The following is a 26,130-nucleotide window of genomic DNA, read 5'->3' on the forward strand; positions in this document are numbered from 1 at the left end:
CACGCTCGCCACCTCGCCCTCGAGCGCTCCCGCCAGCTCATGAAGGCGCAGGCAGCGCTCGAAGGCGCCCTCCAGGAGGCGGAGAAGGCGGCGGCCGACGACTCGAGGGAGCAGGCCGCGGCCGCGCGGCGCGAGGCGGCGGCCCGGTCCCTGCAGGCGGCGGCCGAGGAAGTCTCTGCCGCGCAAGAGGCGCTCGACGCGGCGCGGCGCCTCGACGCCGCTGGCCACGTCCGCGCCGGCCTGAAGCCCGGCGACCCCTGCCCGGTCTGCGGCGGCGTCGTCGGCAAGGACCTGCCTCCCGTACAGGCGCATGTTGCCGAAGCAGAAGGGCGCCTCAAGGCGGCCCGCGACGCCGAGGCCCGCGCGCGGGAGGCCGACAGCCAGGCCCAGGCGGACCTCGCGGCGGAGCAGGCCCGCCGCGAGGCCGCGGCCGCGGACGTGCGGCGGCTCCAGGCCGACCTCGCGTCCGCGCGCCGGGACCTCGAAGCCTCGCTCCCCGCCGGGGTCAAGCCAAACGAACGCGACATCGAAGCAGCGCTGAAGGCCGAGACAGCGAAGGCTGAAGAGCACCGCCGGCTATCTGACCTCGAGTCAGACCTCCGGCGCGAGATCGACGACCTTGCCCCGCGAGTCGCCACCAGCGAGCAAGGCCTTGCCGGACTGCGCGCTCGGGCGGAGACCCTGAGGGCGGAAGCCGAGCAAGCCGGGGAGGAAGCGGACACCGCCAAGGCGCGCCTCACCCGCCTCGCCTCCGAATGGGACTGGCGCCAGGTCTCCGACCTCATCCGGGCAAAGCAATCGCCCGTCGAACAGATCTCGGCTCAGCTGCGCGGCACCAATGCGGAGATCGAGTCGCTCACCGGCCTCCTCGCCTCCCTCGAGGGCCAGGAGCGCCGCCTCGAAGAAGGCATCGAAAGGGCAGCAAAGCTGCGCGAGGAGCAGGAAGAGCTCACCGGCAAGCAGATCCTGCTCAGGGAGCTGGGCCTGCTCCTCCGTGCCGACCAGTTCCAGGCCTTCGTCCTCGAGGCGGCGATGGCCGAACTTGCCCGGGCCGCGACGCGGCACCTGGCCCAGATCCACCCCCGCTTCGCGCTCGGCGTGGAGAAGGACGAGTTCGTGGTCATCGACCACTGGCAGGCGGACCAGGTGCGCGCCGCGAAGACCCTCAGCGGCGGCGAGACCTTCGTCGCCTCGCTGGCGCTCGCCCTCGCCCTCTCCGAGAGCATCCCGGAGCTGCGCAGCGCCGCCTCGACCTCGCTTGACAGCCTCTTCCTGGACGAAGGCTTCGGCACGCTCGACCCTGAGTCCCTCGGCGAAGTCATCGAGGCGCTCGAAGGGTTGAGGTCGGAGGAGCGGCTGGTCGGCATTATCACGCACGTGCCCGAGCTGGCGCGGCGGATCGAGTGCCGGATCGAGGTGTCGAAGTCGCCCGACGGGAGCCGCGTGACCCTGGTCGGTGTCTGACTAGCGGCCGGCCCGGGCGGAGGCGGAGGCGAAGCGCGTCGCTTCCTCGCGCGTCGTCAGCCCGGCCCAGACCAGCGTCAGCCAGAGGCCGGCCGCGGCGAGGTACGCCAGCATGGCCACCAGGATCGACGGCTCGAATGCGCCCGAGGACCCGACCTTGCTGGCCGCGAGGATTCCTTCGAACGGGGCCGCTAGAGGTGCGGAAATGTCGTAGACCAGGGCGACGAAGCCGTTCGCCGTGTTCGCCGCCGCCAGGAGGAAGCCCAGCCTGAATGCCAGGACGGCCTCGATGAAGACAAGCGCTACGACAGTCCAGGCCGCCGCAATCCGGAACCAGTCCGGGCCCTCCCGTCCGCCGCCCCAGCGCCGCCAGCCCGGTGCGTCCGTGAGCGCCGGGCCATCCGCCGTACCGTTCATCTCTCGCCGCGCGCTCTCCGTCGTCACCGCTGCCTCTCCGGCACCAAAGATAGGAGCAGCGCCGTTACAGCGCGCACCACAACGGTCGCCGCGCCATAACAAGGCTGTGCGCTAATTGGGGGAAGACCCCGCCACGCTGCGCCGCAGCAGGGTACGGCGCGCCATGCGCAGAAGCACCAGCGCGACGACCAGGAGCAAGCCCGCGACGAAGTACACCTCCAGCGCCAGGAGGGTGGCCAGCTCGAGCAGGCCATGGTCGCGCACCGGCGCCGTCGTTTCCGCGTCTCGGAACGGGTCTATGAAGGCCGAGCTGAGGTCGTACAGCGCGCCGAGAAGGGGCGCCGTAACGTCATTCCCCGAGAACTGGGCCCAGAGACGGAGGCCGAGCAGCCCTTCCACGGCCCCGAACGCAACCCCGAGCATGAACAAGTGCGCCCGGAAGCCCGGCAGCGGGACGCGCGTCAGGCGCGGACGGCGCCCGGAGGTAAGCGAGCGTCTGCGGCGCATCGAAGGCGAGATTGCGGCCATCCGGCCCTCCCAGGTAACCCGCGGAGCCCGCCGGTCGTCGCCGCCGCTCGGGTCGGGTCGCGGCGGGCTCTACACGGGACGAGGCCAGCGTAGGACCCGGCGGCCGGCGCCCGAATCACAGCCAGGGCTCCTCGCATTTAGACCCCATGCCGTGCCCGAAAGGTAGAGGCCGCTGTAACGGCGAGACCGGCGCGCTAACCGCGACGTTATGGCGCCTGACTTACAGTTCGTCCGGAGAAAGGAGGCAATCATGAACGCCTTCAACCGGGCATTCGCCGCCCTGATCGCGCTGCTCTGGATTGCCGCCTCGGCAGGCGTCCTCTATCTGATGTGGGAGCCCGCGCGCGCCGTCGACATCAGCAACCGTTATCTTGACTTCGCCTTCGACATCACTGTCAGCGGCTCCGACCGCATTCTCGCGACGCTCATCGCCGCGGGCGCCATCATCCTCGGTCTCGCGCTGCTCGCGGCCCAGTCGCTGCCGGGACGCCGGGCGCCGCGCGCCGTCCCTCCGGACAGCGACGCCCGCTTCCGCGAGCTCAGGGACCGCCTCGACAGCCTGCAGCGTCGGGTCGATGCCGGCGAGGCGGGCCGGCGGCCCGTATCCCCCCAGGAGCCGGCGCCGTCCTCGCCCGGCGAGCCGCGCCGCTGGGGCATCCTCAGGCGCTAAGGGGCCGCCCGCGCTTCCCCGCCCAGCAGGCCGAGGTCCCGCCAGAACGAGGGATAGGAGATCTCCACTGCCTCCGCGCCGGCGACCGTAGTCTCCCCCTGAGCCGTCAGGCCGGCCACCGCCCAGGCCATCGCCAGGCGGTGGTCGCCTTCGCTCTCCAGCAGGGCGCCGGAAAGCCGGCCCCGGCCCTCGATCACCATGCCGTCCGGCCGCTCTTCGGCCTCCACCCCCATGCGTCGCAGCCCCTCGATGACGGTCGCTATGCGGTCGGACTCCTTGACGCGCAACTCCTCCGCGTCGCGGATGACCGTCCGCCCGTTGGCGAGCGCCGCAGCCACCGCCAGCACGGGCACTTCGTCCATGGCGCTGAGCACGGTCGGCCCCGAGAGCTCGACGCCAGTGAGCGGGCTGCTCCGCACTCGAATGTCCGCGACCGGCTCGCCGCCCCAGACGCGCTCCTCCGTCACTTCCACCGCCGCGCCCATGGACCTGAGCGCGTCGATCACGCCGGTCCGGGTCGGGTTGACGCCGACGGCCGGCAGCGTGATCTCCGCGTCTCGGTGGGCTGCGGCAAGCACCATCCAGAACGCCGCCGCGCTGATGTCTCCCGGGACTCGCAGGTCAACCGGGTTCAGGCTCTCGGCCGGGCTCACATGGATCGTGGTGCCGTCGGCCATGACGTGCGCGCCCATGGCCCGCAGCATGCGCTCGGTGTGGTCGCGCGAAGTCATTGGCTCGATGATCGTGCTGGCAGAGTCCGCATAGAGCGCGGCGAGGATCAGGGAAGACTTCACCTGCGCGCTTGCCACCGGCGTGCGATAGGTGCAGCCGAACAGTCCGCCGCCGAGGATGGCGATCGGCGCGTAGTCTCGGTCGCGGGCGAGGCAGGTCGCGCCCATCGCTCGCAGTGGCTCCAGGACGCGCCCCATCGGACGGCGGCGCAGCGACTCATCGCCCGTGAGCACGGAGAAGAATGGCTGGCCCGCCAGCAGGCCCGCGAGCAGGCGCATCGTGGTCCCGGAATTGCCGGAATCGAGCACGTTAGCCGGCTCTCGCAGCCCACGCAGCCCCACCCCCTTCACCCGTAGCGTGCCGGCTTCGTCCAGCAGCAGCTCGGCCCCGAGCGCGCGCATGCACTCCACGGTGGAGAGGCAGTCTTCACCCTGCAGGAAGTTGCGTATTTCCGCCGTGCCGTCCGCGATCGAGTTGAAAATGGCGGCGCGGTGCGAGATCGACTTGTCGCCCGGGACGTTGATGACCCCGCGGATGCGGCGCGCGGGCGAGACGACGACCTCCACTGGCTGCGGTCCTGTCCGGCTACTCGCGGCGGCGCCGCAGGCGCTCGGCCCGCTCCCGCTCTCGCTCGCGCGTCTCGAGCGACTTGGTCAGCTCGCGCGCTCGTTCCGCCCACATGCTGCCGGCAAGCAGGTTCATGAACGACTGGCTCGGCGACGGCAGGTCGTCCGGGAGGCCGGGCCTCTCGCGCTCGGGCGGGCTTACCAGGAAGTTCTCGCGCTCAAGCTGCGCCTCCGCCAGGGCGCGGAACAGGGCCTCGTCGTCTTCGCCCGCGATCAGGTCCTTCAGCCGCAGCAGCTCGTCGATGTAGCGGTCGATCCAGTGGCTGATGTTCTGCTTGTTGGTGAGGCAGATGTCATGCGCCATCTCCGGCTCTCCCGAAGCCAGGCGCGTCAGGTCCTTGAAGGCCGGCCCGGCCATGCCGGCCAGCTCCGGCCAGGCTGTCGAGCCTCGGGCGAGGCCGAAGAGCGCTACGGAGGCCACCAGCGGCACGTGGCTGATGGCAGCGGCGTAGGCGTCGTGCTCATCGGCGTCGAGGAACATGGGCCGCGCGCCCAGCGTCTCGGCCAGCCCGATGACAGCGTTTACGGCGCCAGGACCGGCGTCCACGGCCGGGACGATCACATAAGGGCGGTCCCGGAAGAGGCCCGGCTCCGCGGCCTGCGGTCCGGACTGCTCCTTGCCCGCCATCGGGTGGCCGCCCACGAAGTGCACTCCGGGCGGCAGTATCTCTCGCGCCCAGCGCATGACCGCGCCCTTCGTGCTCGCCGTGTCAGTGACGACCGCGCCCTTCTGCAAGTGCGGCGCGATCTCCCGCATGACCTTCTCGACGGCGATTATCGGCGTGGCGATCACGATTATCGCCGACTCGGCCGCGAGCTGCTCGAGCGACCGCGCCAGCGCGTCCACGGCGCCGTACTTGAGCGCCCGCCCTTCGACCTCGCGGTCGCGGTCGAAGCCCAGTACTGTCGTGTCGCGCAGCCCGGCGTTCCGGAGCGCCAGCCCTATCGAGCCTCCGATCAGCCCGAGCCCAATGATGCCGACCTTGCCCATTGCTCCCTCGCCTTCCCCCGCCTAGGACCGGTCGTCCGCGGCGCGAAGCACAGCTATTTTATCGTGCTCGTGTTCGGGCACACTACCGCTTATGTAACGTACCGTCGCCTCGCTCGACCCCGCCCTGGCTGCCAGCGCCGCCCCGAGGCTGGCGTGATGCACCAGCCGGTAGGCCGCGGCAGCGGCCGCGCGAGCTCGAGGCGCGCCCGAGGGTTCGGCGCCACGCGCCAGCAACCTCACCAGCCACGGTGCGGCCACGTAGGCCACGCGAAGCCATAGCGGCACGCGGCCCTTGCCGCAGTCGTGCAGGAGGCCCGCCGCCAGGAGGTCGCGGTCGGCGTGGTGGTCGCGCAGCAGGTGCTCCATCACGCGGATGCCGTGACGCTGGTCGCGCACCTCCATCGACTCGAACAGCGCCAGCTCGCCCTCGTTGAGGACGCTGCGCACGAGATCTCCGTGATGCTCCTCGAACCTGGGGAAGAGGGCGAGGAGAAATTGCCGCGCGCGGTAGGCGGTCCTAGCCAAGAGCACGCGCATCGCCCCCCGAGAAGAGCTCCGTGAGGCCGTTGATGAGCGGAGACATGACCTCGTGCAGGACGCTCACCTGGCCTCGAGAGACGAAGGGCAGGATGAGGAGCAGCATCAGGATCGCCGGCCCGTACGGCTCGAGTCGGGCCAGCGAGCGCCCGAGGTCCCTCGGCAGCAGGCCGACGGCCACCGCGAAGCCGTCCAGCGGCGCAATTGGCAGGAGGTTGAAGACGGCCAGGATGACGTTGAAGATGACCAGCGAAGTCAGGAACAGTCCCGCGTAGTCGGCAGTTTCCCAGCCGCTGGTGCGCACGATTAGGAAGGGGCTGCGCCACGGCGCCAGGTCAAGGTTTATCGGGATCGACGCGACTGCCGCCAGCAGCAGGTTCGATAGCGGGCCGGCGGCCGCCACCATGGCCCGGCCCGCCTCCGGGCCGTTACGCAGGCGGTTCGGGTTCACCATCACGGGCTTGCCCCAGCCAAACCCCACCAGCAGCATGAAGAAGGTGCCGACTGGCTCCAGGTGGCGCAAGGGGTTCAGCGAGATGCGCCCCATGGCCCGCGGCGTCCGGTCGCCCAGCCGGTCGGCCACCACCGCGTGACAGCATTCGTGGAAGGATATGCCCGCCACCAGCGCGACGAGCACGGCGCCGAAGAAGGTCAGGAAGAGGAGAAGGCCCTCGCTTAGGAGGTCGGAGTAGGTTACGAGCAAGGGCAGCGCCTCAAATCGAATTCACTATAGCACTCAGCCCTCTCCATCAGGGCGCGGCCCAACTTTGCGGATAGAGGCGGTGCATAGGCGCGTTCTCGACCAAGTGAATCCATCGTTCAGTTTGTCGTATCGGCTTCCCTTGACCCTTACGGGGACTGTACCTAGAGTTGTGCCAAGCTTCGCAGACTTGGGAAGAATGTGCCAATAGACATCCCCGCCGTCGTAATCGACCGGCTGCCCGTCTACGCCAGGGCGCTGACCTCTCTCGAAGAACAAGGCCGTGATGTGGTCAGCTCCCAGGAACTGGGGACTATGCTGGGCGTGACCCCCGCCCAGATCCGCAAGGACCTCAGCTACTTCGGGCGCTTCGGCAAGCAGGGCCGCGGCTACAACGTCCGCCGCCTTGCCCAGGAATTGCGCCAGATCCTCGGGCTGGACCGCCAGTGGTCCATGGTCCTGGTCGGCGTCGGCCACCTCGGCATGGCCATCCTCTCGTACGACGGCTTCCAACCCCAGGGCTTCATCATCGTCGACGCCTTCGACGCAGACCCCGCCATCATCGGCACCAGGGTCGGCGGCCTCACCGTGCGCGATGTGGCCGAGTTGCCCGAGTACCTCAAACGCCGCCACGTGGACATTGGCATCGTAGCGACGCCTGCCGCCGCTGCCGCCACGATCATCGAAACGCTGGTCAATGGCGGCGTCCGTTCGATCCTGAACTACGCCCCCGTGGCGATGCACGTCCCCGAGTCCGTGCAGATCAAGAACATCGACCCCGTGCTTGCCCTGCAGAGCATGACCTTCTACCTGAAGGCCGGCGTCCCCGCCAAGTAAGGTCTCGACTGGCCTATCCGAGGAGCTCCCTGGCCCGCTTCGCCAGTAAGCGCTCGGCGCCCTCGCACATCCACTCCACCACCTCGGCGGCCGGTCGCACGGCCGGGACCATCCCGGCAGACTGGCCGTAGAGCACGGCGCGGACTTCAGGGTCTGCCCGCCGTTCGCCTTCGAGCAACCGCTGCCGTATCTCCTCCCGCCGCTCCCGGACCTCCTGCTCGCGGCCCTCCCACTCGCGCGTGAAGGCGTTACGCCGGACCCTCTCGCCTATGCCGGGAGGCCACGGGGCGCCGCTCAGGATGTCATAGACCTGCGTATGCACGGTGTCCTGGCCGTCACTCCTGACGACCAGCTCCTTGTAGAAGTCCGGCACTTCCAGGCACTCCGGCGTGGCCAGGAACGGCGTGCCGGCCATTGCTCCCTCCGCGCCGGCTGCCAGGACCGCGGCAAGGGCCCTCGGGCTGCCGATGCCGCCCGCTGCCAGCACTGCCGCCTCGCCCGCCATGTCCAGCGCCATCGACAGCAGCGGCAGCGTCATCATGTAGCCGCTGTGGCCGCCCGCCTCGTTGCCCTGCACCACGATCGCGTCCGCGCCCAGGTCGACCGCCTGGCGCACGCCCTCCAGAGTCTGGACCTGCAGCAACACGCGCCTTCCCGCCGCCTGTGCCCGCCTCACCCACTCCGAGGGGTCGCCGAAGGAGAAGATCAAGACAGGCACGTCCTCCTCCAGGCACACCCGGAACGTCTCCTCCCGCAGGAACGCCGAGATGAAACCGACGCCGAAGTCAGCGCTGGTACGCGACCGCGCGAGGCGCGCCTGCGCCCGGACCCACTCGGGCCCTTCGCGGTTGATGCCGCCGAAGGTCCCCAGGCCCCCGGCGTTCGAGACCGCAGCGGCGAGGGCGCCGCCGCTGTGGTTCGCCATCGGCGCGGACACCAGTGGATAGCGCAGGCCGAAGCGCTCGCTGAACCGTGTCTTCAGCACGGCCCGCCCGCTGCCTGAGCCAGCCTGGTCAGTAGCTGATACCGGTGCCGCGCCCCTTGGCGACCACTTTGCCGTCGCTGAGGCGGGTGAATACCGTCTCCGTCGTCGTGATGATCATCGGGCCGATGCTGCCGGTGCGTTCCTGGATGTCGACGGTACGGCTGCGCGACTCGAGGACGTCGCCGGCGCAGATGACGTCGAAGTACTCGTACTCGTTCCCGGCGTTGAGGCCGCGTGTCATCCCGCCCGGGCGGCGCCGTGGCGCCGCCTGCTCGCCCGCTACCCTCGGGTTGAAGACCGGCGTACCGAGGTAGCCGGGCGGCGCCACAAGGTCGCGGTAGCCGCGCTTCTGCGCCTCCTCGACGTCGTAGAAGATCGGGTCCGTGTGCCCGACGGCCCGCGCGAACATGCGGATGCCCGTGCGCGAGACCTCGCGGATGGTGGGCGGGCCCTCGCGGCCGATGCTGGCGCGCATCTCGTCGGTGATGTGGGACTGCTGTTCGGTGGTCATGTGGCCTCCGGTCGCTTCGCTGACGGCTTCCGCGGGGTGGCGTCAGGTTACGGCAGGCAGGCCGTGGAGACAATACGGAGCGGTGTTGGTGAGGTCAGGACGCAGTAGCTAAGCCCGGAAGGCCCGCCGCCCGCGCGGGCGCGCGGTAGACCTGGTGCGGTTGGCGGTGCAGCGGCGCGAGCGCCTAGAGCAGCTTCTCGACGAAGACTTCCATCACGCCGCCGCAGATCTTGTCCTCGCCCTCCGGCGACTCCGTGAGATCGACCAGCACCAGCTTGGGCCGGCCAGTCTCGTGCACGTTCATGGCTTCCTGCCAGACCTCGGCCTCGCCGCAGCCGCCGCCAATCGTGCCGCAGAAGCTGCCGTCGGCCCGCACCGCCATCTTCGCCCCAGGCTTGCGCGGCGTGGAGCCGCGCGCCGACGCGACCGTGGCGATGACCAGCGGCCGGCCCTCGTTCAGGGCCCTCTCGATCTCGGTCAGAACTTCGTCCTGCATGCTTCGATCATAGCGCATAGGGCCAGACGCACGGCGCAGGAGCGGAAGTGGTCCCCCTCCGTGCCCTCCGGCCCGGGCCTTGAGCGCGGCGCGCCCTACCCCCTGTCCCGCCTGCGCCCTCGGCGCCGGGGTCGGCGATGCCGTCGTGCCGCAGCGCACCGTGGTCTGGACGTTCGAGCCCGGGCCCGATGGCGTCTCCGTCGCGAGCCGATAGGTGCGCTGCTCCCCTACGTCGACTCGGTACACGGCGCTCCGCCGGTACTGGCGCTGCTCGATCTCGCCGGAGTCCTCGACCTGGCGTCCGTCCTCCAGCAGCCGCACCCGCGTCAGCAGCGTGGAACCGGTGGCAGTGGCGGAGTATTCGACCCGGATCTCGGCGCCGGTTGGCGTCAGCCGGCACGTCCCGGTGAGGCTCGACCGAATGAGCGGACGCCCCGTCTGGGTCGGTTCCGCGGTCGCCGTCGGCTGCGGGCCGTCCACCGCTGGGCGGTCTCCTGGCGCGGAAGCGTCCGGCGTCGCGCGGCTGCAGGCGAACGTGAGGACCGCGCTGGTCGCCCAGGCTAAGAGGACCGTCAGCCTCATCGGTTCATTGTAGGGGCCCCGAGAGCGGGGCCAGCGGAGGGGCGATCCAGTAGGATCGGGCCGGGCCTGGTGATGGACATGCTGCGGAGACTCGTAGGAACCATATTCATCGTCGCCGCGGTGTTGCTCGCCGCCGGCGCGCTCGCCTACGCCTTCTTCGGCCCCAGGGAGCCATCGGTGCTCGCCGGCCTCGACCCCGCGGAGCTCAGCGGAGTGCTCCCGTCGTCGCCGGGACAGCTCCCCGTGGAGGCGCCACCCCCGCCGACTCCCGAGCCTACCGAGACGCCGGTACCGACTTCGACGCCGCGGCCGCCGACGCCCGAGCCCACTACACCGCCGCCGTCACCGACGGCCACGGACACTCCGACACGGACGGTGACACCCACACACACTCCCACGCCGACTCCGACCCCTTCCCCGACGCCGCAGCCGGTAGAACTTCCCGACGGCGGGTCTCAGCTTCCCACGCCTCCGCCGAACCCGACGAGCGCACCCTAGGCTCCCGGCCTAGCGCGCCTTCCACGTCGTCCCATGGGGGCCGTCCTCGAGCACGATGCCCAGTTCGCCGAGGCCGTTGCGGATGCGATCGGCGAGCCCGTACTGCTTCGCCTCGCGCAGCTCGCGCCTGATCGTGATCAGCAGCTCGATGAACGGCGCCGCCTCGGCCGGGCCCTCGCGTTCCAGCTTCAGGCCCAGGACCGACGACAGCTCCCTGAGCTGCGACTGCGCCTCCCGGATGCCCCGGCCGGCGTCGCGGGCGCGGTTGATCTCCCGCGCCAGGTCGAATAGCGCCGCGAGCGCGCCAGCGGTGTTGAGGTCGTCTTCCATGGCCGCGACGAACCGGTCGCGGTACGGCGCCGGCTCGACCGGGGACGTCGTGCCCGTCTCCGCTGCTTCCAGCGCCGTCCTGAGCCGCGCGGCCGCGCTCTTTGCCGCCTCCACTGCCTCTTCGGAGTAAGTCAGCGGCGAGCGATAGGAGCTGCTCAAGACGAAGATGCGGATGGCGTCGGCGCCGAAGCGCTCCAGGCCCTCGCCGATCGTCACCAGCTTGCCCGTGGACTTGCTCATCTTCTCCTCGCCCAACTGGAGCAGGCCGTGGTGCACCCAGAAGCGCGAGAACGGGACCTTCCCGGTGTAAGCCTCCGTCTGCGCGACCTCGTTCTCGTGGTGAGGGAAGAGCAGGTCGAAGCCGCCGCCGTGCAGGTCGATCTGCGGTCCCAGATGCCGGTACGACATCGCCGAGCACTCGATGTGCCAGCCGGGGCGGCCGGGCCCCCAGGGACTGTCCCACGCCGGCTCGCCCGGCTTGGACGCCTTCCACAACGTGAAGTCCATGGGGTTTTCCTTGCCCTCAAGGGGTTCGATGCGCGCGCCCGCCATCATCGACTCCAGGCTGCGCTTCGAGAGCTTGCCGTAGTCCGCCTTCTTCTCCACCCGAAAGTAAACGTCGCTGGCCTCGTTGGCGCCCTTGGGCGGGCCGATGTAGGCAAAGCCCTTCTCGATCAGGCCCTCGATCATCTCGATGATGCCCGGGATCTCTTCCGTGGCCCGGGGGTAGACGTGCGCCCTCAGGACGTTGAGCGCTTCCATGTAAGACTCGAACTGCTCGATGTAGCGCCTCGCGATGTCCCCAACGGTGCCGCCTTCGCGTTCCGCGCGCAAAATCAGCTTGTCATCGATGTCCGTGTAGTTCTGGACGTGCTTTACCCGCCAACCCTTGAACTCGCAGTAGCGGCGCAACGTGTCGAAGATGATGTAGCTCATCGCATGGCCCAGGTGGCTCTCCGAGTACGGCGTGATGCCGCAGACGTACATCAGGAGCTCGTCGCCCATGGGAGCGAACTCCTCCACCTTGCCGCTGAGCGTGTTGTGTAATCGCATGTGAAGCCCTCAGGAAAGGAACGCCCGGAGCGCGGGCCAAGCAGCGGGGCGGCAGGCTGCGGCCTGGTTCGCGTCTGCCTCTTCCCGCTTCCTCACGGATCCAGATTCTCCAGGGTCATCGTCTCGAAGTCGAGGCGGCGGTAGAAGCAGTTGCGAGGCGCCCCGGCCGCATTCTTCGTGTGACATATGCCGCCGCGCCGCGGGCGGACCCGGTACAGCAGCGAGTTCTGCTCGCAGTTCACCCGGATTTCCACCAGCTCGAAGGTCTCCCCCGAAGACTTGCCCTTCTCCCAGAGTTCGTTCCTCGAAGTACTCCAGAAGACCGCCGACCGGCTCTCGATGGAAGCATCCAGGGCCTGCTGGTTGACATAGGCGATGAGGATGACCTCGCCCGTGTCGGCGTCCTGCACGGCGCAGGGGATGACGTCCGCTCCCGCCGGGAGGCGTGCCAGCTTGGTGAAGTCCAGCGCTAGAGCAGTCCCTTCTTCGAGTTCATTAGTCGTCATGTGTGCTGCCTTCGTTTGTTGTCCGGCCAGTCCTTGCTGCGCTGCCGCTCGCTGCCGTCAGGCGGCTTCCTGCGCCCGCTGCCGCTGGGTCTGCCCGCACGAGCCTAACCCGCGGCATGCCGAAGACGTGGAGACGGGACCTCCCGCAGGCGGCCAGCCCGATCGGCCGGATAGGCGGCCTCACGCCCCGGAGCGCACGCGCTCGTCGCGAAGGGCCTGCTCAAGATCCGAGACCTTGGCTTGCAGCTCCTCCACCCGGCGGCTCAAGTCCTCGATGCGGTCCCACTCCGGGTCGGGCAGGCGCACGACCGTGTCGTTGCCCGAGTCGTAGTAGGCGACCACCTTGCCCGGCACGCCTACCACCGTCGCGTACTCCGGCACGTTGGTGACCACCACCGAGCCGGCACCGATGCGGGCGTGGTCGCCGATCGTTATCGCGCCGATCACCGCCGCGCCCGCGCCCACGGTCACGTGGTTGCCCAGCGTGGGGTGGCGTTTCTCTCGCCGGTTGCTGGTGCCCCCGAGCGTGACGCCCTGCATCAGGTGACAGTCATCGCCGATGACTGCGGTCTCGCCGATCACGACACCCATGCCGTGGTCGATGAACAGACCCTCGCCGATCTTCGCGCCGGGATGGATCTCGATCCCCGTGAACCAGCGGCTGAAGTGCGAGATGACGCGCGGTAGGACCGGCACGCCCGCGTTATGTAGAGTATGCGCCAGGCGGTGCAGCTGCCGAGCGTGGAAGCCCGGATAGGCAAGCACCACTTCTAGCGCGCTGCGCGCCGCCGGGTCCTTCTCCTGCGCCGACTTGATATCTCTGAGGATGCTCTTGAGAACAGACATGCCTGCCTCCTGTCTCTATCACTGTCCTTCGCCGAAGGACGCGCCCGGGGTGCTGCCGTTCCTTCCGTGGAAGGACCGCACCCCTATCGACAGAGGCATTCGCGCAGGCAGAGCTTCATCGGCTCAGAGTGTAACATAACGGGACTCGCGCTTTTCGGCCCGGCGCCTGCCCGCATGCCGGAAGCCCGTCAGCCTGTCCCGGCCAGCACGAGCCCGGTCCCCCGGAGTCCTCCGAGGTCAGCACAACCCGTGAGGGCTACTCTGCCGGCTCCAGCAGGACAGCCGCCATCGCGGCGATGCCTTCGCCGCGGCCAAGCGCCCCCAGCCCGTCCGTCGTCGTAGCCTTCACGCTGACGCGCCCTGTCTCGACATCCAGCGCCTCCGCAAGCGCGGTGCGCATCTCCCAGACGCGCTCCGCCAGCCGCGGCCGCGCCGCGACCACCGTCACGTCCAAGTTCGCCACGCCGTAGCCCGCCTGCGCCACCATGGCCCTCACCCTCTTCAACATCCCGATGCTGTCCGCGTCCCGCCAGCGCTCATCGGAGCTCGGGAAGTGGTGCCCGATGTCGCCCAGGGCCGCCGCCCCGAGGAGCGCGTCGATTACGGCATGCGTGACCACGTCGCCGTCGGAGTGGCCCGCGAGGCCCGTCTCGCCCTCGAAGGTCACGCCGCCAAGCACCAGGCGGCGCCCCTCCCCGAAGGCGTGCGCGTCGAAGCCCTGGCCGATGCGCATCCTCAAGTCCTCCCTGCCGTCAGCAACGCCTCGACCAGGGCCACGTCTTCCGGCGTCGTGACCTTGATGTTGCGCACCGAGCCCTCCACCAGCTTCACCGGCGCACCCAGGTGCTCGATCATCGCCGCGTCGTCCGTAACGTCGCCTTCGACGACATCGTGCGCTCGCAGCAGCAGCTCCAGGCGGAAGGCCTGCGGCGTTTGTGCCAACCACAGCCCTTCGCGCGAGATGGTGCTGTGCACGTGGCCGCTCGCGTCACCGCGCTTCACCGTGTCCCTGACCGGCACCGCGCACAGGGCCGCGCCGCACTCGCGCGCTCCCTCCAGCGCCGCATCGATGAGCCCCGCCGTGACCAGCGGCCGCGCCCCATCGTGCACGACGACATAGTCGCAGCCCCTCAGCGTCAAGAGGCCAGCGCGCACGGAGTCGCGCCGGCGCTCGCCCCCCAGCACGAACTTCAACTTCTCGTGCTTGCCGACAGCCGCTGCGACGGCCTCCTGGTTTGCCCGCGACACCACGACCGTCACCGCGGCAATCGCGTCGTGTACGAGGAAAGGCCGGACCGCGTGTGCGACAACCGCCCGGCCTGCAACCGGCATGAGGAGCTTGTCGGCCCCGCCCATGCGCGTGGACCTGCCCGCGGCGACGATGACGGCCCCGGTTACCATCGCCTATGAGCATAGGGCAACCGGCAGGGCCTAGCGCCCCAGGGTCAGGCCAAAGACGTCCGTTGCGAGCCTCTTTGCGGCGCCCGCGTTCCTCGCGCTACCCGATGCCGCCAGCTCCAGCAGCCTCGTGACGGCGGCCTCGAGGTCGAAGCCGGAGTCCAGGGCCCCCAGCAGGGAGGAGTCGCCGTGTCCGGCGGCCTCGATGGTCCCCTGGGGCGTCGCCGCCTCGACATCCGCTAGTTCCGCCGCCAGCGCCTCCGCCGCCCCAACCCAGCGTCCGAGGGACGCCTCATCGTAGTCCCAGTCCGAACGGTAATCGCGCGCCAGCAGATAGAGGCGGACGGCGTCCGCGGGGAAGCGGTCCAGCAGGTCTCCCGCGAAGACCATGTTGCCCAGGGACTTGCTCATCTTCTCGCCGTCCAGGCGGACCATTCCCGTGTGAATCCAGTGCTTCACGAACGGCTTTCCGCTGTATGACTCGGACTGCAGGATCTCGCAATCGTGGTGAGGGAAGAGCAGGTCGCGGCCGCCGCCGTGCAGGGTAAAGCTCTCCCCCAGGTGCGCCATACCCATCGCCGAGCACTCGATGTGCCAGCCCGGACGGCCGCGGCCCCAGGGGGACTCCCACCAGGGCTCGCCTTCCTGCCACCCCTGCCAGAGCACGAAGTCCAGGGGGTCGCGCTTGCGCGGGTCGTCCGGGCGATTACCGTTCTGGTTTGCGACCCGCAGCTTCTCCTCGTACGGCGCCGGGAACAGCCGGCCGAACTCGGGCGCGCGCCCAACCTCGAAGTACAGGCTGCCGCCGCTCTCGTAGGCAAGGCCGAGTTCCTGGAGACGGGCGTTAATCCGGCACATGTCCTCGATGTGCTCCGTCGCCCTTGGGTTCACGTCGGGCGGCAGATTATTCAGCCGCCGGCTCACGTCCCGGAACTTCGCGACCTCGCTGTCGCCCAGCTCCCTCCAATCCCGCCCGACCTCGCCCGCCTTCCGCAGGATGTCGTCGTCGATGTCCGTGATGTTCTGGACGTACTTGACCTCGTGCCCCAGGAAGCGCAGGTAGCGCACCAGCACGTCGAAGAACGTGTACGTGAAGGCGTGCCCCAGGTGCATGGCGTCGTACGGCGTGATGCCGCAGACGTAGAGCCCGATCAGCGGGTCAGCTGGGATCCGTTCGATTCGGCGGCTGAGCGAGTTGTAGACCCGGGGCGGCGGCAGGAGCGGCACCCGAAAATCTTAACAGGGCCGATCCGCAAGCAGATGCCCACCCGGGGCCGGCGGCGCCCTGCAGGACGCCCGGGCGCCGGCCGCGATACGTTTACGCTGCCAGGCGCTCCACCACGGGCTCCACGCCCCGGTCAAGCTTCTGGCGCCAGTACTGCAGCAAGTCCGCCATCGTCTTTTCGAACGGGATGCGCGGCTTCCACCCGGTCTCCGCCCTGAACCGGGAGCAATCGCCAAGGAGGACCGGCACGTCGGATGGGCGCAGCCGCGAAGGGTCCACCCGCACCTCCACGCGCACATGCGACATCTCCAGCAGCATGTCCAGGACGCTGCGGATCCGGTAGGCCTTGCCGGAACAGATGTTGTAGACCTCCCCTGGTGTCGCCGCGTTGACCGCGACCCAGTAGGCGCGTACCACGTCGCGCACGTCAGTGTAGTCGCGCTCCGCCTCTAGGTTCCCCACGTGGATGACAGGCGCTCGGCTGCCCGCCTCGATCTCGGCCACCTGCTTCGCGAAATTAGACGTTACGAAGGACTCGCCGCGCCGCGGGCCTTCGTGGTTGAAGGCGCGGGTCCGGATGATGCGCAAGCCATAGCTCTGATAGTACTGGTAGCCCAGGAAGTCCATCGCAACCTTGGACACGGCATACGGTGACAGCGGCCGTAGCGGCGTCTCCTCGGTGATCGGCAGCGAGTTCCGGTCGACCAGCCCGTATTCTTCGGACGAGCCGGCTATCTGGATGACGGGATCGCACCCGCTCTGCCGTATCGCCTCGAACAGATGCACGGAGCCGGTCAGGTTCGCCTCCATCGTCGCGGTCGGTGAAGCCCAGGAGGCAGGGACGAAGGACTGCGCCGCGAGGTGGAAGACGTAGTCCGGCTGCACCTCGGCGACCGTGCGGCTCATGGAGTAGGCATCCATCAGGTCGCCTTCGTGGAGGTGGAGACGGCTCTTGATACCGTCGATGTGCTCGGTGCTCGACCGGTGCCGGCAGATGCCGTGCACCTCCAACCCTTCGTCCAGCAGGAGTTCCGCCATGTGGCTGCCCACGAAGCCCGTAATGCCCGTGATCAGAGCCCGCTTCCTGGCCCGGCCGCTCTCGAGTACACCCATGAAGTCATCCTCCCTGACAGGAAATCCTGTGGAGTTATCGGCGCCCTGAGCCTGCGGTGTCATAGGGGGCATTCCCAATCTCGTTCTGCTTGCCCTGCTGGGAGGTCGTGGCCGTCCTCAGGAGGGCACCGGCGAAAATCGACACCCGGGAAGAGCAGGCGCTCAAGCGCGCGGCCCTCAGTGCCGACAATTCACTGACCCTGACCCGAATCGGAAGGAGCCGGCGCCATCGTAGCCCTGACCATTGCTCCGCCGCCGGCCGCGAGCCCCGCGCGCTTGCCCCGCGTCGGGATCGTCACCTATGACTTCTTCCCTCCCATCGGCGGCCAGGGCCGCCACACCTACGAGCTCTGGTGGCACCTGCGCCGCCTGGGCGCGGACGTGAAAGTGCTCTCCTCGCGTCCCAACGCGCTTGCAGGCCACACCTGCGCCGGGACGCCAGCAGCGATGCTGGCCAGAGGTATCGGCTTTTCCATTCATGCCAACGTCGTGCTGAGTCGCTGGCTGCACGCCAACCCCTGCGACCTCCTGCACCTCAACGGTGGCCCTGGCGGCGTCCTCCTGCTCGTCAAGCCTCCAGCGCCCTTGCTCTACACGGCCCACCATACCTACGCCCAGCAGGCCCGCCTCGTTCCCGGCCAGGCCTGGAAGAAGGCTCTGGCTCAGGTCGAGGCGCGCGGCTACGCGGCCGCCGCGGCTGTCGCGGCCGACACGCCCTCGACGGCCCGGTCCGTGATCGCCGAACTGGGCGTAGACGCCGCGAAAGTTACAGTCATCCCGAGCGGCTTTGACGCCTCCCGCTTTCGGCCTCTCGGTTTGGAGCGCGCCCCGGACTGGGCGCTGTTCGTTGGCCGCCTGGACGCCCGTAAGGGCTTCCGGTTCCTCCTCGAGTCCTGGGTGGAGGTCGCGCGCCGCCGGCCGCAGGCGCGGCTCTTCGTCGTTGGCTCGGGGCCGCTCGAACCCTGGGCGCGCCGCTTCGTCGCCCAACACTGCCTGGAGGCGTCGGTGAGGTTCCTAGGCCGCCAATCGGAGGATGGACTCATCTCCTGGTACAACCGTGTTTCCGTCGTGGTCGTCCCCTCGGTCTTCGAGGGCTTCGGCCTCACGGCGCTGGAAGCGCTGGCCTGCGGCGCGCAGGTCGTCGCTTCCGACGTCGAGGGCCTGGCAGACGTTGTGCCGGACGCTGGCTGGGCGCGCCGCGTGCCCTATGGCGACAACCGTGCCCTTGCCGAGGGCATCCTGGGGGCGCTGCAGGCGCCGAAGGCCATCCCGGCGGCGGCCATCGCGCGCCTGGCGCAGACCTACTCCTGGCCACAGGTCGCGGCCATGTACCTCGCGGCCTACCAGTCCCTGGAGTCGCAGCCATCATGACCGTAGTCCCCGCCTGGCCCGGCCTGCGGCAGGCTCTTCGTATAGCCCTGCTCCAGTCAGCCGCCCTGGTAGTCCTGTCTTTGGCCGCCTTGCTGGCGGCGCGGGCCTTCCCGGACCAGTTCTTCTTCTTCCGGGCTCCCTGGCTCCTGCACCCTTTCGAGCAGGAGCACCTGATGATCGCTCGCCACCTCGCGCACACCGGCGATCTGACCATCGACGGTGAGGGACTGCACCCGGCTTACGGTTCGGAGGACCGCGGCTATGTCGACGGCCGCTACGTGCCCCGCGGCGGCGTCCTCGGATACCTCATCTACGCTCCCACCTTCCTCATTTCAGACTCCGCCTGGCTATGGGTGACCCCTGCCTTCGGGATTGTGGGCGCCTTGGGTGCCTGTGCGCTGGTGGCCCGCCGCACGGGAAGCGCCGTCGCGGGCCTCGGAGCGGGCACGGCCCTCTACTTCGCCGCGCCCTACTATCTCGCGTCCTCCGGCGTGGCGTTCGAGAACCTGATCGCAACGGCTCTCGTTCTCTGGGCTGCCGTAGCCCTGGACTCCTACGCGCGCGACGGCCACCCCGCCGCTGGGGTGTTGGCCGGCCTGCTGGCCGGAGCCGCAGCGGCCACCCGGCCTGACTACGCCCCGGCGGCGGGGCTCGTCATCTGCCTGATCCTCGTCCGCCTGGCCATTGCCTGGCGCGCCGGCCGGCTTTCGCGCTCAATTTTCGCGGGGAGCGGCCTTGGAGCCGCCTTCGCGGCGGCTGGCGTCGCCAGCATCTTCGCGGCAAACTACGCCTTCACCGGCGACCCCTTACAGAGCCCTTACGGCAGCGCCTGGCAGGGCAGCGCCTCCGGCATCGCCCGCAACTTCGCCGCCTTTCACCTTGCCGACTTTGTGAAGCTAGCCCGCTTCTTCCTCTGGGATGTCTCGGCCCCGGCGAGCGCGCTATTCGTAGCGGGCCTTGTGCTCCTGCCCGTGCACAGGAGGCCGTTCGCTGGCGACGTGATGCTCCTCGGCCTCGCCCTCTTCCTCGTCGTGCTCCACCTGGGCAGGTCCGGCCTGCACGCAACGGAAGAGGCTCTCCTGGTCTCGAGCCCGCCTCGGTACCTGCTGCCCGTCTATGGCGCCGGCATCGTCCTTGGCTTCGGCGGCCTCGCGCTGGCGCTGAGGCGCCTGGACCTGGGGCCGCTACCGAGTGCGCTCATGCTGGGAGTAGCGCTGGTCGCCGCCTCGGTTGGACTTAATGAGGCATACACCAACGCTGCTGGCATCCCCGCCGCCCAGGGCACCGCGAAGCGCCACCTGGCAGTCCACGAGTTCTCGCTAAAGCATCCGGACGCCCTGTTCCTGGGCGACATCGACACCAGCGCAATCATCGTCACCCAGCGCCTGCTCATCCCACGCTTGCTTCCCGAAACCTCCGCCCTTGCCCCGATCGTCGCCGGCGAGCTTGGCTCGGGCCGCTCTGTGTACGTGGTCGATAGGCCGGACTCGCTGGTCAATAACCCCCTGTACTCGGGGTACATGGACACCCTTGCGGCGAGCGGCCTCGCCCTCTGCCGCGAGAGCGACGAGCGGCTCTTCGCCGAGGTCGTGTCTGTCGAAGGTGAGGGCAGCCGGCTTGTTACTCGGCTCTCGGTGCGCGCCAACGACCCTGCCGGAGTGGTAACGCCCGTCCTGCGCCAGGGTTTGTCCTATTACCTCGTCGCCTCTGGCGAGTTCGCGTACAACGCCGCCGGCGCCAGGTCCGACGCGGTCGACCTGTGGCTAGACGACACCCGTATGGCGAGTCAGCGTTCTGCCGCGCACGTCTACTGCCGCAAGGTTCAAGGTGGAGGAGCCCCGGTGCGTCTCTACGTCGGCGACGCGTTTACACAGGACAACAGCGGCGCTCTCACCGTCGCGGTCTGGCTGGCCAGGTGACCTCGCGATGAAGGTCGGCCTACTCACGGACAGCATCGAGAGAGGCAGCCCCGGGCTGCGGCGCTACGCCATGCGGCTTTCGGCGGAGTTACTCGCCCTTGGCGGCGCCGACATCACCCTGCTGCACTTCTCCCCCGGCCGCGACTCCTTCTTCGAAGGTAAGCCCCACAGGCGGCTCTTTGACACCAGGGTCCCCCTGGCTGGCAAACAACTCGTTTTCTACCCCCAGGTCCGCCCCTTGAGCCTCGACATAGTGCACGACACCTATCACTTCCCGCCGTTCCTTGCGCCGGCATCATACGGCCGCATCATGACCGTCGCGGACACGACGGCCATAACTATGCGCACGCACCGCCTCAAAAACCGCCTGGCACACAAACTGCTGTTCCCGGTGCTGGTGCGGCGGGCCGACCACATCCTCACGATCTCGCAGCACACGCGCCACGACCTGATTGAGTTGTTACGCCTGCCAGAGGGCAAGGTCACCGCAACGCCGCTCGCCGCAGACGATCACCTTCAGCGCGTATCAGACCCGGCCAGACTCGCTGATGTCCGCTACCGTCTGAAGCTTCCAGCGCGCTACTTCCTCTACGTCGGCACAATCGAACCGAGAAAGAACCTCGAGCGCACGGTGAAGGCCTTCGCTCGGGCGGCCGCGGCCCACCCTGACGCCGAGCTGCTCCTCGCCGGACCTCGCGGCTGGGGAGACGCTGACCTTGAGGCAGTCGCCGCCGCCGAAGGAGTCGGCGCGCGGGTGCGGCTGCTCGGCCGCGTTGAGGAGCAGGACCTGGCCGCCCTCTACACGATGGCCACCGCGCTCGTTTACCCGTCTCTGTACGAAGGCTTTGGCCTGCCCCCCCTGGAGGCCATGCAATGCGGTTGCCCCGTGATCACCTCGAACGTGTCCAGCCTGCCGGAGGTCGTCGGCGACGCCGCCCTCCTCGTGGACCCTCGGTCCATCGACGGGATTGCCGAGGCCATGAGGGCAGTCCTCGCGAGCGAGTCGGAGCGCGGGGCGATGATCGAGCGCGGGCTCAAGCGGGCCCGCCTGTTCTCCTGGCGGCGCTGCGCCGAGAGGACGATGGAGGTCTACGAGCACGTCGCGGCCTCCCGGGCAGCCTCCCGAGCGGCCTGAGAAGCTTGCACGAGCCACTACGACGACACCGCCGGGAGGCTGTGGTCCGCGCCCGGCGGATGGACCGCTTGCGCGCCGGACCGGCGCGCGGGTCCTCTACGCCGCCCTGGTCAGGCAGCCCTGGAAACCACGTTCTCGTCCTCGGCCTCGGTCAGGCCGCCAGGCATCTTTAGGACGCCCAGGCGCCAGACCAGCGCCGCGTAGGCCGCGGCGGCGAGCACGATTGTCAGGGGCAGCGGCGCCGCCGGGTGTACGGCGAGCAGCACGCCGACCACGGCGAGCGCCGCCGTGGCCGGCCGCGCCGCCGTCATCAGTATCTCTTGGCGACCCATGCCCCCGGTACGAGAAGCCATGAACGCGAACACCGCTGTCTCGGCAGCCAGGGTCGCCGCCGCTGCCCCGTCAAGACTGAACCGCGGTATGAGGGCGAGGTTCAGCACCACGTTGACCACGGCGGCAATCGCTACGCCGGCGAGATACTCGCGCTGTCGCCCCGAGACCAGAAGGTGAGACCCGAAATAGCTGGAGAGAAACATGGCGCCCGCGGTCAGGCTCAGCACGCGCAGCGCGAAGGTGCCACCTGCGTATTCGGCCCCGTACACGAACACGAGGAGCGGCTCCGCGAGCACGAAGCCGCCTGCCGCCACCGGCAGGCCGAAGGCGAGTGAGTAGGAGCCATACAGCCGCATGAGGGCCCGCTTCTGCCTGCCGCTAGCATAGGCGCGCGACTGCGCCGGCAGGAACGCTGCCCTCAGCATCGAGACGATGCCGGAACTCCAGAGTGCCGGCGCATAGGCTGCCGTGTACCAGCCCAGCTCCTCGGCCTGACCAAGGGCTCCCATGATGACGCGATCGAAGTAGTAGTAGACCGCCGTCGTCAGCATCGCCACGCCAAGCGGCCAGGTCTCGCGGACAAGCGCCTTCGCAAGCTCCATCTGGAACTCGAACGCCAGCGGGCGCAATATCCGGAGGGCCAGCGCCCCACAGACAAGGAAAACCACGACCGTGACCGCTAGCGAGGCTGCCGCGATCTCAGTGACTGCGGCGCCGCCAGCCGCCAGCGCCGCAACCACGCCGACGCTGACAAACGCATGAACCGAGGTCACCGCGGCCTCAAGCGCCATCTTCCCCGATGCCCGGAACGAACATTGCAGGATCAGCGTCCCCGACGCCACGAGAAGCTGCGCACCCAGAATGTAGACCAGCGCCCGCGCTTCGGCGCTGTCGTTCACCAGCGGCTCGAGCGCGACCAAAAGGGCGAACACCGCCGCAGTGAGAGCGACCTTGATTGCCCCCACGGTGCCGAGGTACGGTCCCGGCCGCGCGCCTCGGCTCAGGTCGCGCGTGGCCAGGGTCGAGAGGCCGAAGTCGGCCGCCGTCGCGAAAAAGCTCGTAAAGGCCAACGCAAAGCCCCAGTGCCCGTAGGCGACGGCTCCAACGTGGCGCGCGATGACCGCCGAGCGCACAAACATGGCCACGCCCCAGGCCACCTGGGCTCCCACCAGCCATCCCGTGTTGAACAGCAGCGTCCGCGCCGAGACCTGCCGCGCATCGCCCATGCTGACGCTCATGCGCCCCCGCTAAGGACCTGACGGTACACCTCGACCGTCCTCTCGGCGATGGCATCCCAGGACAGCTCGCGGGCCAGCCGCTCACTGTCCCGAGCCATCGCCTGCGCCAGAGCGCCGTCGCTGAGCACGCGCGCCAGTGCCGCGGCTAGTGCCGGGGCGTCTCCCGCCGGAAAGACGGCCTCGGGCCGTCCCACAAGCTCCGGCAGGCCGCCAGCGTCGGACACGACCATGGGCCTCCCGAAGGCCAGCGCCTGCGCCCCGACTGCGCTTTGCGCGTCGAAATGCTTGTAAGGAAGCACGACAACGTCGCTCGCCACGAAGAGCGCCTCCACAAGGTCGTTCGGGATGAAGTCGAGGAATAGCCGCACCCGGCCCGATAGGCCCAGCGATGCGATAAGGCTCTCGTACGGCTGCCAGTCAGACCACGGCTTTCCCGCGATCACAAGCACGGCCTCCGGGATATCACGGACTACCGCCGCGAACGCATCTATGAGGACGTCCAGCCCTTTATATGGACGAATATTGCCGAAGGCGAGCACTACCTTTGCCCTCGGGTCTAGCCCGGCCGTGCGTCGCGCCTCGGACTTCGACCGCGGCTCGACCGCCGTGCCGATCGCGCCCATTGGCAGCACGTCGATCCGGCGCCCGCGCGCCGCCGGCCGCAGGGCATCGCGATTCTGGCCCGCGTGCACCACGAAGCTGTGCGCGAAGGCGTATACGGCCCGGTTCAAGAGGCGGCTGAGGCGCGACGACTCGTGCGGCGCAGCGTTGTGCACCGTCACTACCACCTTCTTGCCGCGCAGCCGCGCCACCGCAAGCATCAGGGCATAAACCGGCGCCAGGACGTAGCTCCACCACTGGGCGTGCACCACATCGCCGCGCAAAGACGCACCAGCCCACAGCGCCGCGACCGGGTTGTACCAGCTGAGGAGCCGCCGGACGCGCGCTCCCGGGACTGCCGAGGGCGCGGAGCCGTCCTCGGGGTCGCCGCCGGGATAGAGCCAGCGCGGATAGATGCTGGCGAAGGTTACGACCTCGAGGTCGACATCCTCGCGCCCTGCAAGGGATTGCACCAGGTGCAGCATGTAAGGAGAGATGCCTTTCGCCGGCGGCAGGCTGCCCACCATCGTCACCTTCAGGGGCGAAGCCGCCCCGCGGCCGCCCGCTCCCGCGCCAGGCCGGCTGGTCTCAGGCGTAGCGGGGCCCGCCGCTGTTGCAACCGGCGTGATCGCGCTAGCTGAAAGAGGTGCTTCTGGACGGCGCCGCACCAGTGCCTCCCTGCAGGGCATCGAGGGATTATCGGCAGAGGCGCCTCCGGCTTTTCGGCCCCGCGGGTGATACCGTGGGATGGATGAGCGAGCAGGAGACGCCGGGCGCTCCCCGGCGCTGGCAGCGGCGCGAACAGCGCCATCTGGCCGCGCGACGGCGCATGCAGAAGCACGGCGCGGGCGTCAAACGCGTCTACGCCGATGCCCTGCGCAAGCGCCTCAAGCGCCGCCGGCCAGATGCATAAATGTCTACTCTCTTGACAGCCGTGATATATTGACTCACGCGCTTTAGCACCTGAAGTGTTCCGCGCGGAGAACAATGGTCAGAGACCCGTTCGATAACTACCTGGACCTCGTCGAAGCAGCGCGCATCCTCGGCATCCACCCTCAGAGCCTGCGTCGTCTGATCAAGCAGAAGAAGGTGCCGGCCGTGATCTTCGCCGGCAAGTACCTCATCGAACGGGACAAACTCGAGATGTTCAAGGCCAACTACGACCCCCGCCCCGGCCGCAAACCCCTGCGCCGCCTCCTGTAGCCCTCTTAGCGCTTCAGCCCTCAACACATCAGCGCGAGGCTGCGCAGCGTCGGCCTGACGCCCGCAAGGCCACGGCCTGAGCGACGGTGGGCTGACCTGCCGGACGGCCTCGCCGCCTACTCCAGCGCGAAGTACGTCAGCTCGTCCGAGAAGAACTCCTGCCAGACCAGCAGAAACCCCGTCTCGTCCGTGGGTACCTTGAAGCAGACGTTGCCCTCCGCCTGGCCGTTCGGGAAGAGGTTTGCGTCCAGCTCCTTCGAGATGACGCCGCAGTCGGTGTCGTCGTCGAACTGGTCGTAGAGCCGGTTGCGCGACCCCACCAGGCTGAAAGCGTAGGAGTCGATGTTCTCCGGCCTCTGGTTGGTAGATATGTTCTTCACCCGCAGCGAGATAAGCAGCATGCGCTCGCCCGCCTTCGGCGGGTCGTTGAAGCGGCTCTCCGCCTGGACCTTCGGCCAGCCGTCGCGGTCAACGCCCGTCACCGTTATCTCCCACTTGCCCTCGATGCGCCCCGGCTGGCCGAGGCGTACGGGGTTCGAACGGGAGCTGCCGGGGCCCGTACGGGTCGGCGTCGGCGTGCGCCCGCCCGCCGTGACCGTCACGCGCGTGTCCGGCGAGTTCCCGCTGCCGCCGAGGCCGCCGCCGAAGTCCCTGAGCTCTCCGCAGTCGCCGAGGTACCACTTCCCGTCGCGCTTTACGAGCAGGAGCGACTCGAGCTCGTCCGACGGGTCGCTTCCGCCGCCCAGGCCGAGTCCGGAGAAGAACTCGTCCGCCGTCTGCCACTTGCCCTTGGACTTGATCCGGATCGCGTCGACGTTCTCCGGCCTCACCTCGTAACCCTCAGCTACCTTGACCAGTCTCAGCTTGCCGACGTCGACCTCCTCGATCTTTGCCTGCGCCAGCTGAGGGACGAAGAGGCGGATGAGGCCCAGCGCGGCGTCGATCTCGCTCGCGTTGACGCCGCCCCGGCACTCCGGCGCAAACGTGTTGATGACGTCCTTCCCGCTGCTGCCGCCCGTGATCACCCCGAGCAGCACCTTGATGTGCTGGTTGGTCGCCCTCGTGACCTGTTCTTCCTCCGAGCCGCCTCCCCCGCCGCCGCCCCCACCACCACAGGCGGCGACGGCGAGCACGAGGACGGCGCTAAGGGCGGGGAGTAAGGCTTTCTTTAGCATGCGAAGATGTTACAACTCGCTTTCGACAGTGTGTGGTCCGATCGCTCGATCTCGACCCCGCGGCCGCCGTAGCTGGCATTTCCGGCCCGGGCCGCTCAGGACAATGGCGGC

General features: G+C 68.9%; 28 protein-coding genes. 9 read left to right on the top strand and 19 right to left on the bottom strand.

Annotation, left to right across the window (positions count from 1 at the left end; translation table 11 throughout):
- Positions 1-1,464, top strand: a 1,464-nt coding sequence (locus VNN10_07605; GenBank protein HXH21880.1) for an SbcC/MukB-like Walker B domain-containing protein, incomplete at its 5' end; no start/stop codon positions are given.
- On the opposite strand, the gene VNN10_07610 is transcribed toward VNN10_07605, so the two are convergent.
- On the bottom strand, positions 1,465-1,908 hold the full coding sequence (locus tag VNN10_07610) for a hypothetical protein (GenBank protein ID HXH21881.1): 444 nt from the start codon (positions 1,906-1,908) through the stop codon (positions 1,465-1,467).
- A gap of 84 nt (positions 1,909-1,992) precedes the next feature.
- Positions 1,993-2,409: a hypothetical protein gene (locus VNN10_07615; GenBank protein ID HXH21882.1), complete on the bottom strand. Its 417-nt coding sequence runs from the start codon at positions 2,407-2,409 to the stop codon at positions 1,993-1,995.
- A gap of 250 nt (positions 2,410-2,659) precedes the next feature.
- Between VNN10_07615 and VNN10_07620 the strand changes: the two genes are divergently transcribed.
- The gene (locus VNN10_07620; GenBank protein HXH21883.1) at positions 2,660-3,079 is read left to right on the top strand and encodes a hypothetical protein; all 420 of its coding nucleotides are present in this window, start codon (positions 2,660-2,662) and stop codon (positions 3,077-3,079) included.
- On the opposite strand, the gene aroA is transcribed toward VNN10_07620, so the two are convergent.
- From aroA to VNN10_07640, 4 genes are read right to left on the bottom strand one after another with little or no spacing between them, the layout of a single operon-like run.
- Positions 3,076-4,377: a 3-phosphoshikimate 1-carboxyvinyltransferase gene (gene aroA, locus VNN10_07625; protein HXH21884.1), complete on the bottom strand. Its 1,302-nt coding sequence runs from the start codon at positions 4,375-4,377 to the stop codon at positions 3,076-3,078. The genes VNN10_07620 and aroA overlap by 4 nt on opposite strands.
- A 19-nt stretch (positions 4,378-4,396) precedes the next feature.
- The gene (locus VNN10_07630) at positions 4,397-5,428 is read right to left on the bottom strand and encodes a prephenate dehydrogenase/arogenate dehydrogenase family protein (protein ID HXH21885.1); all 1,032 of its coding nucleotides are present in this window, start codon (positions 5,426-5,428) and stop codon (positions 4,397-4,399) included.
- Positions 5,429-5,449: 21 nt separating this feature from the next.
- Positions 5,450-5,959 carry a hypothetical protein gene (locus VNN10_07635; GenBank protein ID HXH21886.1) on the bottom strand — a complete coding sequence of 170 codons (510 nt, stop codon included), beginning with the start codon at positions 5,957-5,959 and terminating at the stop codon, positions 5,450-5,452.
- Entirely contained in the window at positions 5,946-6,668 is a 723-nt protein-coding gene (locus tag VNN10_07640) for a site-2 protease family protein (protein ID HXH21887.1), read from the bottom strand. The genes VNN10_07635 and VNN10_07640 overlap by 14 nt, the downstream gene beginning before the upstream one ends.
- A 198-nt stretch (positions 6,669-6,866) precedes the next feature.
- On the opposite strand from VNN10_07640, the gene VNN10_07645 reads away from it, so the two are divergent.
- Positions 6,867-7,502 carry a redox-sensing transcriptional repressor Rex gene (locus VNN10_07645; GenBank protein HXH21888.1) on the top strand — a complete coding sequence of 212 codons (636 nt, stop codon included), beginning with the start codon at positions 6,867-6,869 and terminating at the stop codon, positions 7,500-7,502.
- 13 nt (positions 7,503-7,515) lie between these two features.
- Here the strand turns inward: VNN10_07645 and VNN10_07650 are convergent, their stop codons facing one another.
- The 3 genes from VNN10_07650 to VNN10_07660 all read right to left on the bottom strand — a co-directional run bounded on the left by VNN10_07650 (position 7,516) and on the right by VNN10_07660 (position 10,076).
- Entirely contained in the window at positions 7,516-8,487 is a 972-nt protein-coding gene (locus VNN10_07650; protein HXH21889.1) for a nitronate monooxygenase, read from the bottom strand.
- A gap of 28 nt (positions 8,488-8,515) precedes the next feature.
- Complete coding sequence (locus VNN10_07655) at positions 8,516-8,998, bottom strand: MaoC family dehydratase N-terminal domain-containing protein (GenBank protein HXH21890.1); 483 nt, start codon at positions 8,996-8,998, stop codon at positions 8,516-8,518.
- Positions 8,999-9,182: 184 nt separating this feature from the next.
- Positions 9,183-10,076, bottom strand: coding sequence for an XdhC family protein (locus tag VNN10_07660; GenBank protein ID HXH21891.1), 894 nt, complete (start codon positions 10,074-10,076; stop codon positions 9,183-9,185).
- 69 nt (positions 10,077-10,145) lie between these two features.
- Here VNN10_07660 and VNN10_07665 point away from each other — a divergent pair, with 69 nt between their 5' ends.
- Positions 10,146-10,574, top strand: a complete 429-nt coding sequence (locus VNN10_07665; protein HXH21892.1) for a hypothetical protein — start codon at positions 10,146-10,148, stop codon at positions 10,572-10,574.
- A 9-nt stretch (positions 10,575-10,583) separates the two neighbouring features.
- Here the strand turns inward: VNN10_07665 and cysS (VNN10_07670) are convergent, their stop codons facing one another.
- The 7 genes from cysS (VNN10_07670) to VNN10_07700 all read right to left on the bottom strand — a co-directional run bounded on the left by cysS (VNN10_07670) (position 10,584) and on the right by VNN10_07700 (position 17,045).
- On the bottom strand, positions 10,584-11,957 hold the full coding sequence (cysS, locus tag VNN10_07670; protein ID HXH21893.1) for a cysteine--tRNA ligase: 1,374 nt from the start codon (positions 11,955-11,957) through the stop codon (positions 10,584-10,586).
- 92 nt (positions 11,958-12,049) lie between these two features.
- Complete coding sequence (locus VNN10_07675) at positions 12,050-12,463, bottom strand: phosphoribosyl-AMP cyclohydrolase (GenBank protein HXH21894.1); 414 nt, start codon at positions 12,461-12,463, stop codon at positions 12,050-12,052.
- A 180-nt stretch (positions 12,464-12,643) separates the two neighbouring features.
- Entirely contained in the window at positions 12,644-13,309 is a 666-nt protein-coding gene (gene cysE, locus VNN10_07680) for a serine O-acetyltransferase (protein HXH21895.1), read from the bottom strand.
- A 256-nt stretch (positions 13,310-13,565) separates the two neighbouring features.
- Positions 13,566-14,042 carry a 2-C-methyl-D-erythritol 2,4-cyclodiphosphate synthase gene (gene ispF / locus VNN10_07685; GenBank protein ID HXH21896.1) on the bottom strand — a complete coding sequence of 159 codons (477 nt, stop codon included), beginning with the start codon at positions 14,040-14,042 and terminating at the stop codon, positions 13,566-13,568.
- A gap of 2 nt (positions 14,043-14,044) precedes the next feature.
- A complete protein-coding gene (ispD, locus tag VNN10_07690; GenBank protein HXH21897.1) occupies positions 14,045-14,710 on the bottom strand; it encodes a 2-C-methyl-D-erythritol 4-phosphate cytidylyltransferase in 666 nt (221 codons plus the stop codon).
- Between the two features lie 30 nt (positions 14,711-14,740).
- Complete coding sequence (gene cysS, locus VNN10_07695) at positions 14,741-15,934, bottom strand: cysteine--tRNA ligase (protein ID HXH21898.1); 1,194 nt, start codon at positions 15,932-15,934, stop codon at positions 14,741-14,743.
- 91 nt (positions 15,935-16,025) lie between these two features.
- Positions 16,026-17,045, bottom strand: a complete 1,020-nt coding sequence (locus tag VNN10_07700) for a GDP-mannose 4,6-dehydratase (GenBank protein ID HXH21899.1) — start codon at positions 17,043-17,045, stop codon at positions 16,026-16,028.
- A gap of 276 nt (positions 17,046-17,321) precedes the next feature.
- Here VNN10_07700 and VNN10_07705 point away from each other — a divergent pair, with 276 nt between their 5' ends.
- The 3 genes from VNN10_07705 to VNN10_07715 are packed head-to-tail and all read left to right on the top strand — an operon-like array spanning position 17,322 to position 21,470.
- Positions 17,322-18,416 (top strand): glycosyltransferase family 4 protein, encoded by a 1,095-nt coding sequence (locus tag VNN10_07705; protein HXH21900.1) that lies wholly within the window; start codon positions 17,322-17,324, stop codon positions 18,414-18,416.
- Positions 18,413-20,335, top strand: coding sequence for a hypothetical protein (locus tag VNN10_07710; GenBank protein HXH21901.1), 1,923 nt, complete (start codon positions 18,413-18,415; stop codon positions 20,333-20,335). The genes VNN10_07705 and VNN10_07710 overlap by 4 nt, the downstream gene beginning before the upstream one ends.
- Positions 20,336-20,342: 7 nt before the next feature.
- Positions 20,343-21,470 (top strand): glycosyltransferase family 1 protein, encoded by a 1,128-nt coding sequence (locus VNN10_07715; GenBank protein ID HXH21902.1) that lies wholly within the window; start codon positions 20,343-20,345, stop codon positions 21,468-21,470.
- A gap of 110 nt (positions 21,471-21,580) precedes the next feature.
- Here the strand turns inward: VNN10_07715 and VNN10_07720 are convergent, their stop codons facing one another.
- Both VNN10_07720 and VNN10_07725 read right to left on the bottom strand, forming a co-directional pair.
- Positions 21,581-23,041, bottom strand: a complete 1,461-nt coding sequence (locus tag VNN10_07720; GenBank protein ID HXH21903.1) for a flippase — start codon at positions 23,039-23,041, stop codon at positions 21,581-21,583.
- Positions 23,038-24,168, bottom strand: coding sequence for a glycosyltransferase (locus VNN10_07725; protein HXH21904.1), 1,131 nt, complete (start codon positions 24,166-24,168; stop codon positions 23,038-23,040). The genes VNN10_07720 and VNN10_07725 overlap by 4 nt, the downstream gene beginning before the upstream one ends.
- 224 nt (positions 24,169-24,392) lie before the next feature.
- Between VNN10_07725 and VNN10_07730 the strand changes: the two genes are divergently transcribed.
- Complete coding sequence (locus tag VNN10_07730) at positions 24,393-24,554, top strand: hypothetical protein (GenBank protein ID HXH21905.1); 162 nt, start codon at positions 24,393-24,395, stop codon at positions 24,552-24,554.
- A 74-nt stretch (positions 24,555-24,628) separates the two neighbouring features.
- A complete protein-coding gene (locus tag VNN10_07735; GenBank protein HXH21906.1) occupies positions 24,629-24,844 on the top strand; it encodes a helix-turn-helix domain-containing protein in 216 nt (71 codons plus the stop codon).
- Between the two features lie 116 nt (positions 24,845-24,960).
- Here VNN10_07735 and VNN10_07740 read toward each other — a convergent pair whose 3' ends face one another.
- On the bottom strand, positions 24,961-26,019 hold the full coding sequence (locus VNN10_07740) for a DUF4352 domain-containing protein (GenBank protein HXH21907.1): 1,059 nt from the start codon (positions 26,017-26,019) through the stop codon (positions 24,961-24,963).
- Between the last annotated feature and the right edge of the window lie 111 nt (positions 26,020-26,130).

Source organism: Dehalococcoidia bacterium, from assembly GCA_035574915.1.
Lineage (GTDB): Bacteria > Chloroflexota > Dehalococcoidia > DSTF01 > WHTK01 > DATLYJ01.

Excerpts from the sequence above, each read along its gene's own strand:
- VNN10_07615 (HXH21882.1), bottom strand. The coding sequence starts at position 2,409 with ATGGCCGCAATCTCGCCTTCGATGCGCCGCAGACGCTCGCTTACCTCC.
- VNN10_07620 (HXH21883.1), top strand. The coding sequence starts at position 2,660 with ATGAACGCCTTCAACCGGGCATTCGCCGCCCTGATCGCGCTGCTCTGG.
- VNN10_07630 (HXH21885.1), bottom strand. The coding sequence starts at position 5,428 with ATGGGCAAGGTCGGCATCATTGGGCTCGGGCTGATCGGAGGCTCGATA.
- VNN10_07655 (HXH21890.1), bottom strand. The coding sequence starts at position 8,998 with ATGACCACCGAACAGCAGTCCCACATCACCGACGAGATGCGCGCCAGC.
- VNN10_07660 (HXH21891.1), bottom strand. The coding sequence starts at position 10,076 with ATGAGGCTGACGGTCCTCTTAGCCTGGGCGACCAGCGCGGTCCTCACG.
- cysS (HXH21893.1), bottom strand. The coding sequence starts at position 11,957 with ATGCGATTACACAACACGCTCAGCGGCAAGGTGGAGGAGTTCGCTCCC.
- VNN10_07675 (HXH21894.1), bottom strand. The coding sequence starts at position 12,463 with ATGACGACTAATGAACTCGAAGAAGGGACTGCTCTAGCGCTGGACTTC.
- cysE (HXH21895.1), bottom strand. The coding sequence starts at position 13,309 with ATGTCTGTTCTCAAGAGCATCCTCAGAGATATCAAGTCGGCGCAGGAG.
- ispF (HXH21896.1), bottom strand. The coding sequence starts at position 14,042 with ATGCGCATCGGCCAGGGCTTCGACGCGCACGCCTTCGGGGAGGGGCGC.
- ispD (HXH21897.1), bottom strand. The coding sequence starts at position 14,710 with ATGGTAACCGGGGCCGTCATCGTCGCCGCGGGCAGGTCCACGCGCATG.
- VNN10_07700 (HXH21899.1), bottom strand. The coding sequence starts at position 17,045 with ATGGGTGTACTCGAGAGCGGCCGGGCCAGGAAGCGGGCTCTGATCACG.
- VNN10_07710 (HXH21901.1), top strand. The coding sequence starts at position 18,413 with ATGACCGTAGTCCCCGCCTGGCCCGGCCTGCGGCAGGCTCTTCGTATA.
- VNN10_07715 (HXH21902.1), top strand. The coding sequence starts at position 20,343 with ATGAAGGTCGGCCTACTCACGGACAGCATCGAGAGAGGCAGCCCCGGG.
- VNN10_07720 (HXH21903.1), bottom strand. The coding sequence starts at position 23,041 with ATGAGCGTCAGCATGGGCGATGCGCGGCAGGTCTCGGCGCGGACGCTG.
- VNN10_07725 (HXH21904.1), bottom strand. The coding sequence starts at position 24,168 with ATGGTGGGCAGCCTGCCGCCGGCGAAAGGCATCTCTCCTTACATGCTG.
- VNN10_07730 (HXH21905.1), top strand. The coding sequence starts at position 24,393 with ATGAGCGAGCAGGAGACGCCGGGCGCTCCCCGGCGCTGGCAGCGGCGC.
- VNN10_07735 (HXH21906.1), top strand. The coding sequence starts at position 24,629 with ATGGTCAGAGACCCGTTCGATAACTACCTGGACCTCGTCGAAGCAGCG.
- VNN10_07740 (HXH21907.1), bottom strand. The coding sequence starts at position 26,019 with ATGCTAAAGAAAGCCTTACTCCCCGCCCTTAGCGCCGTCCTCGTGCTC.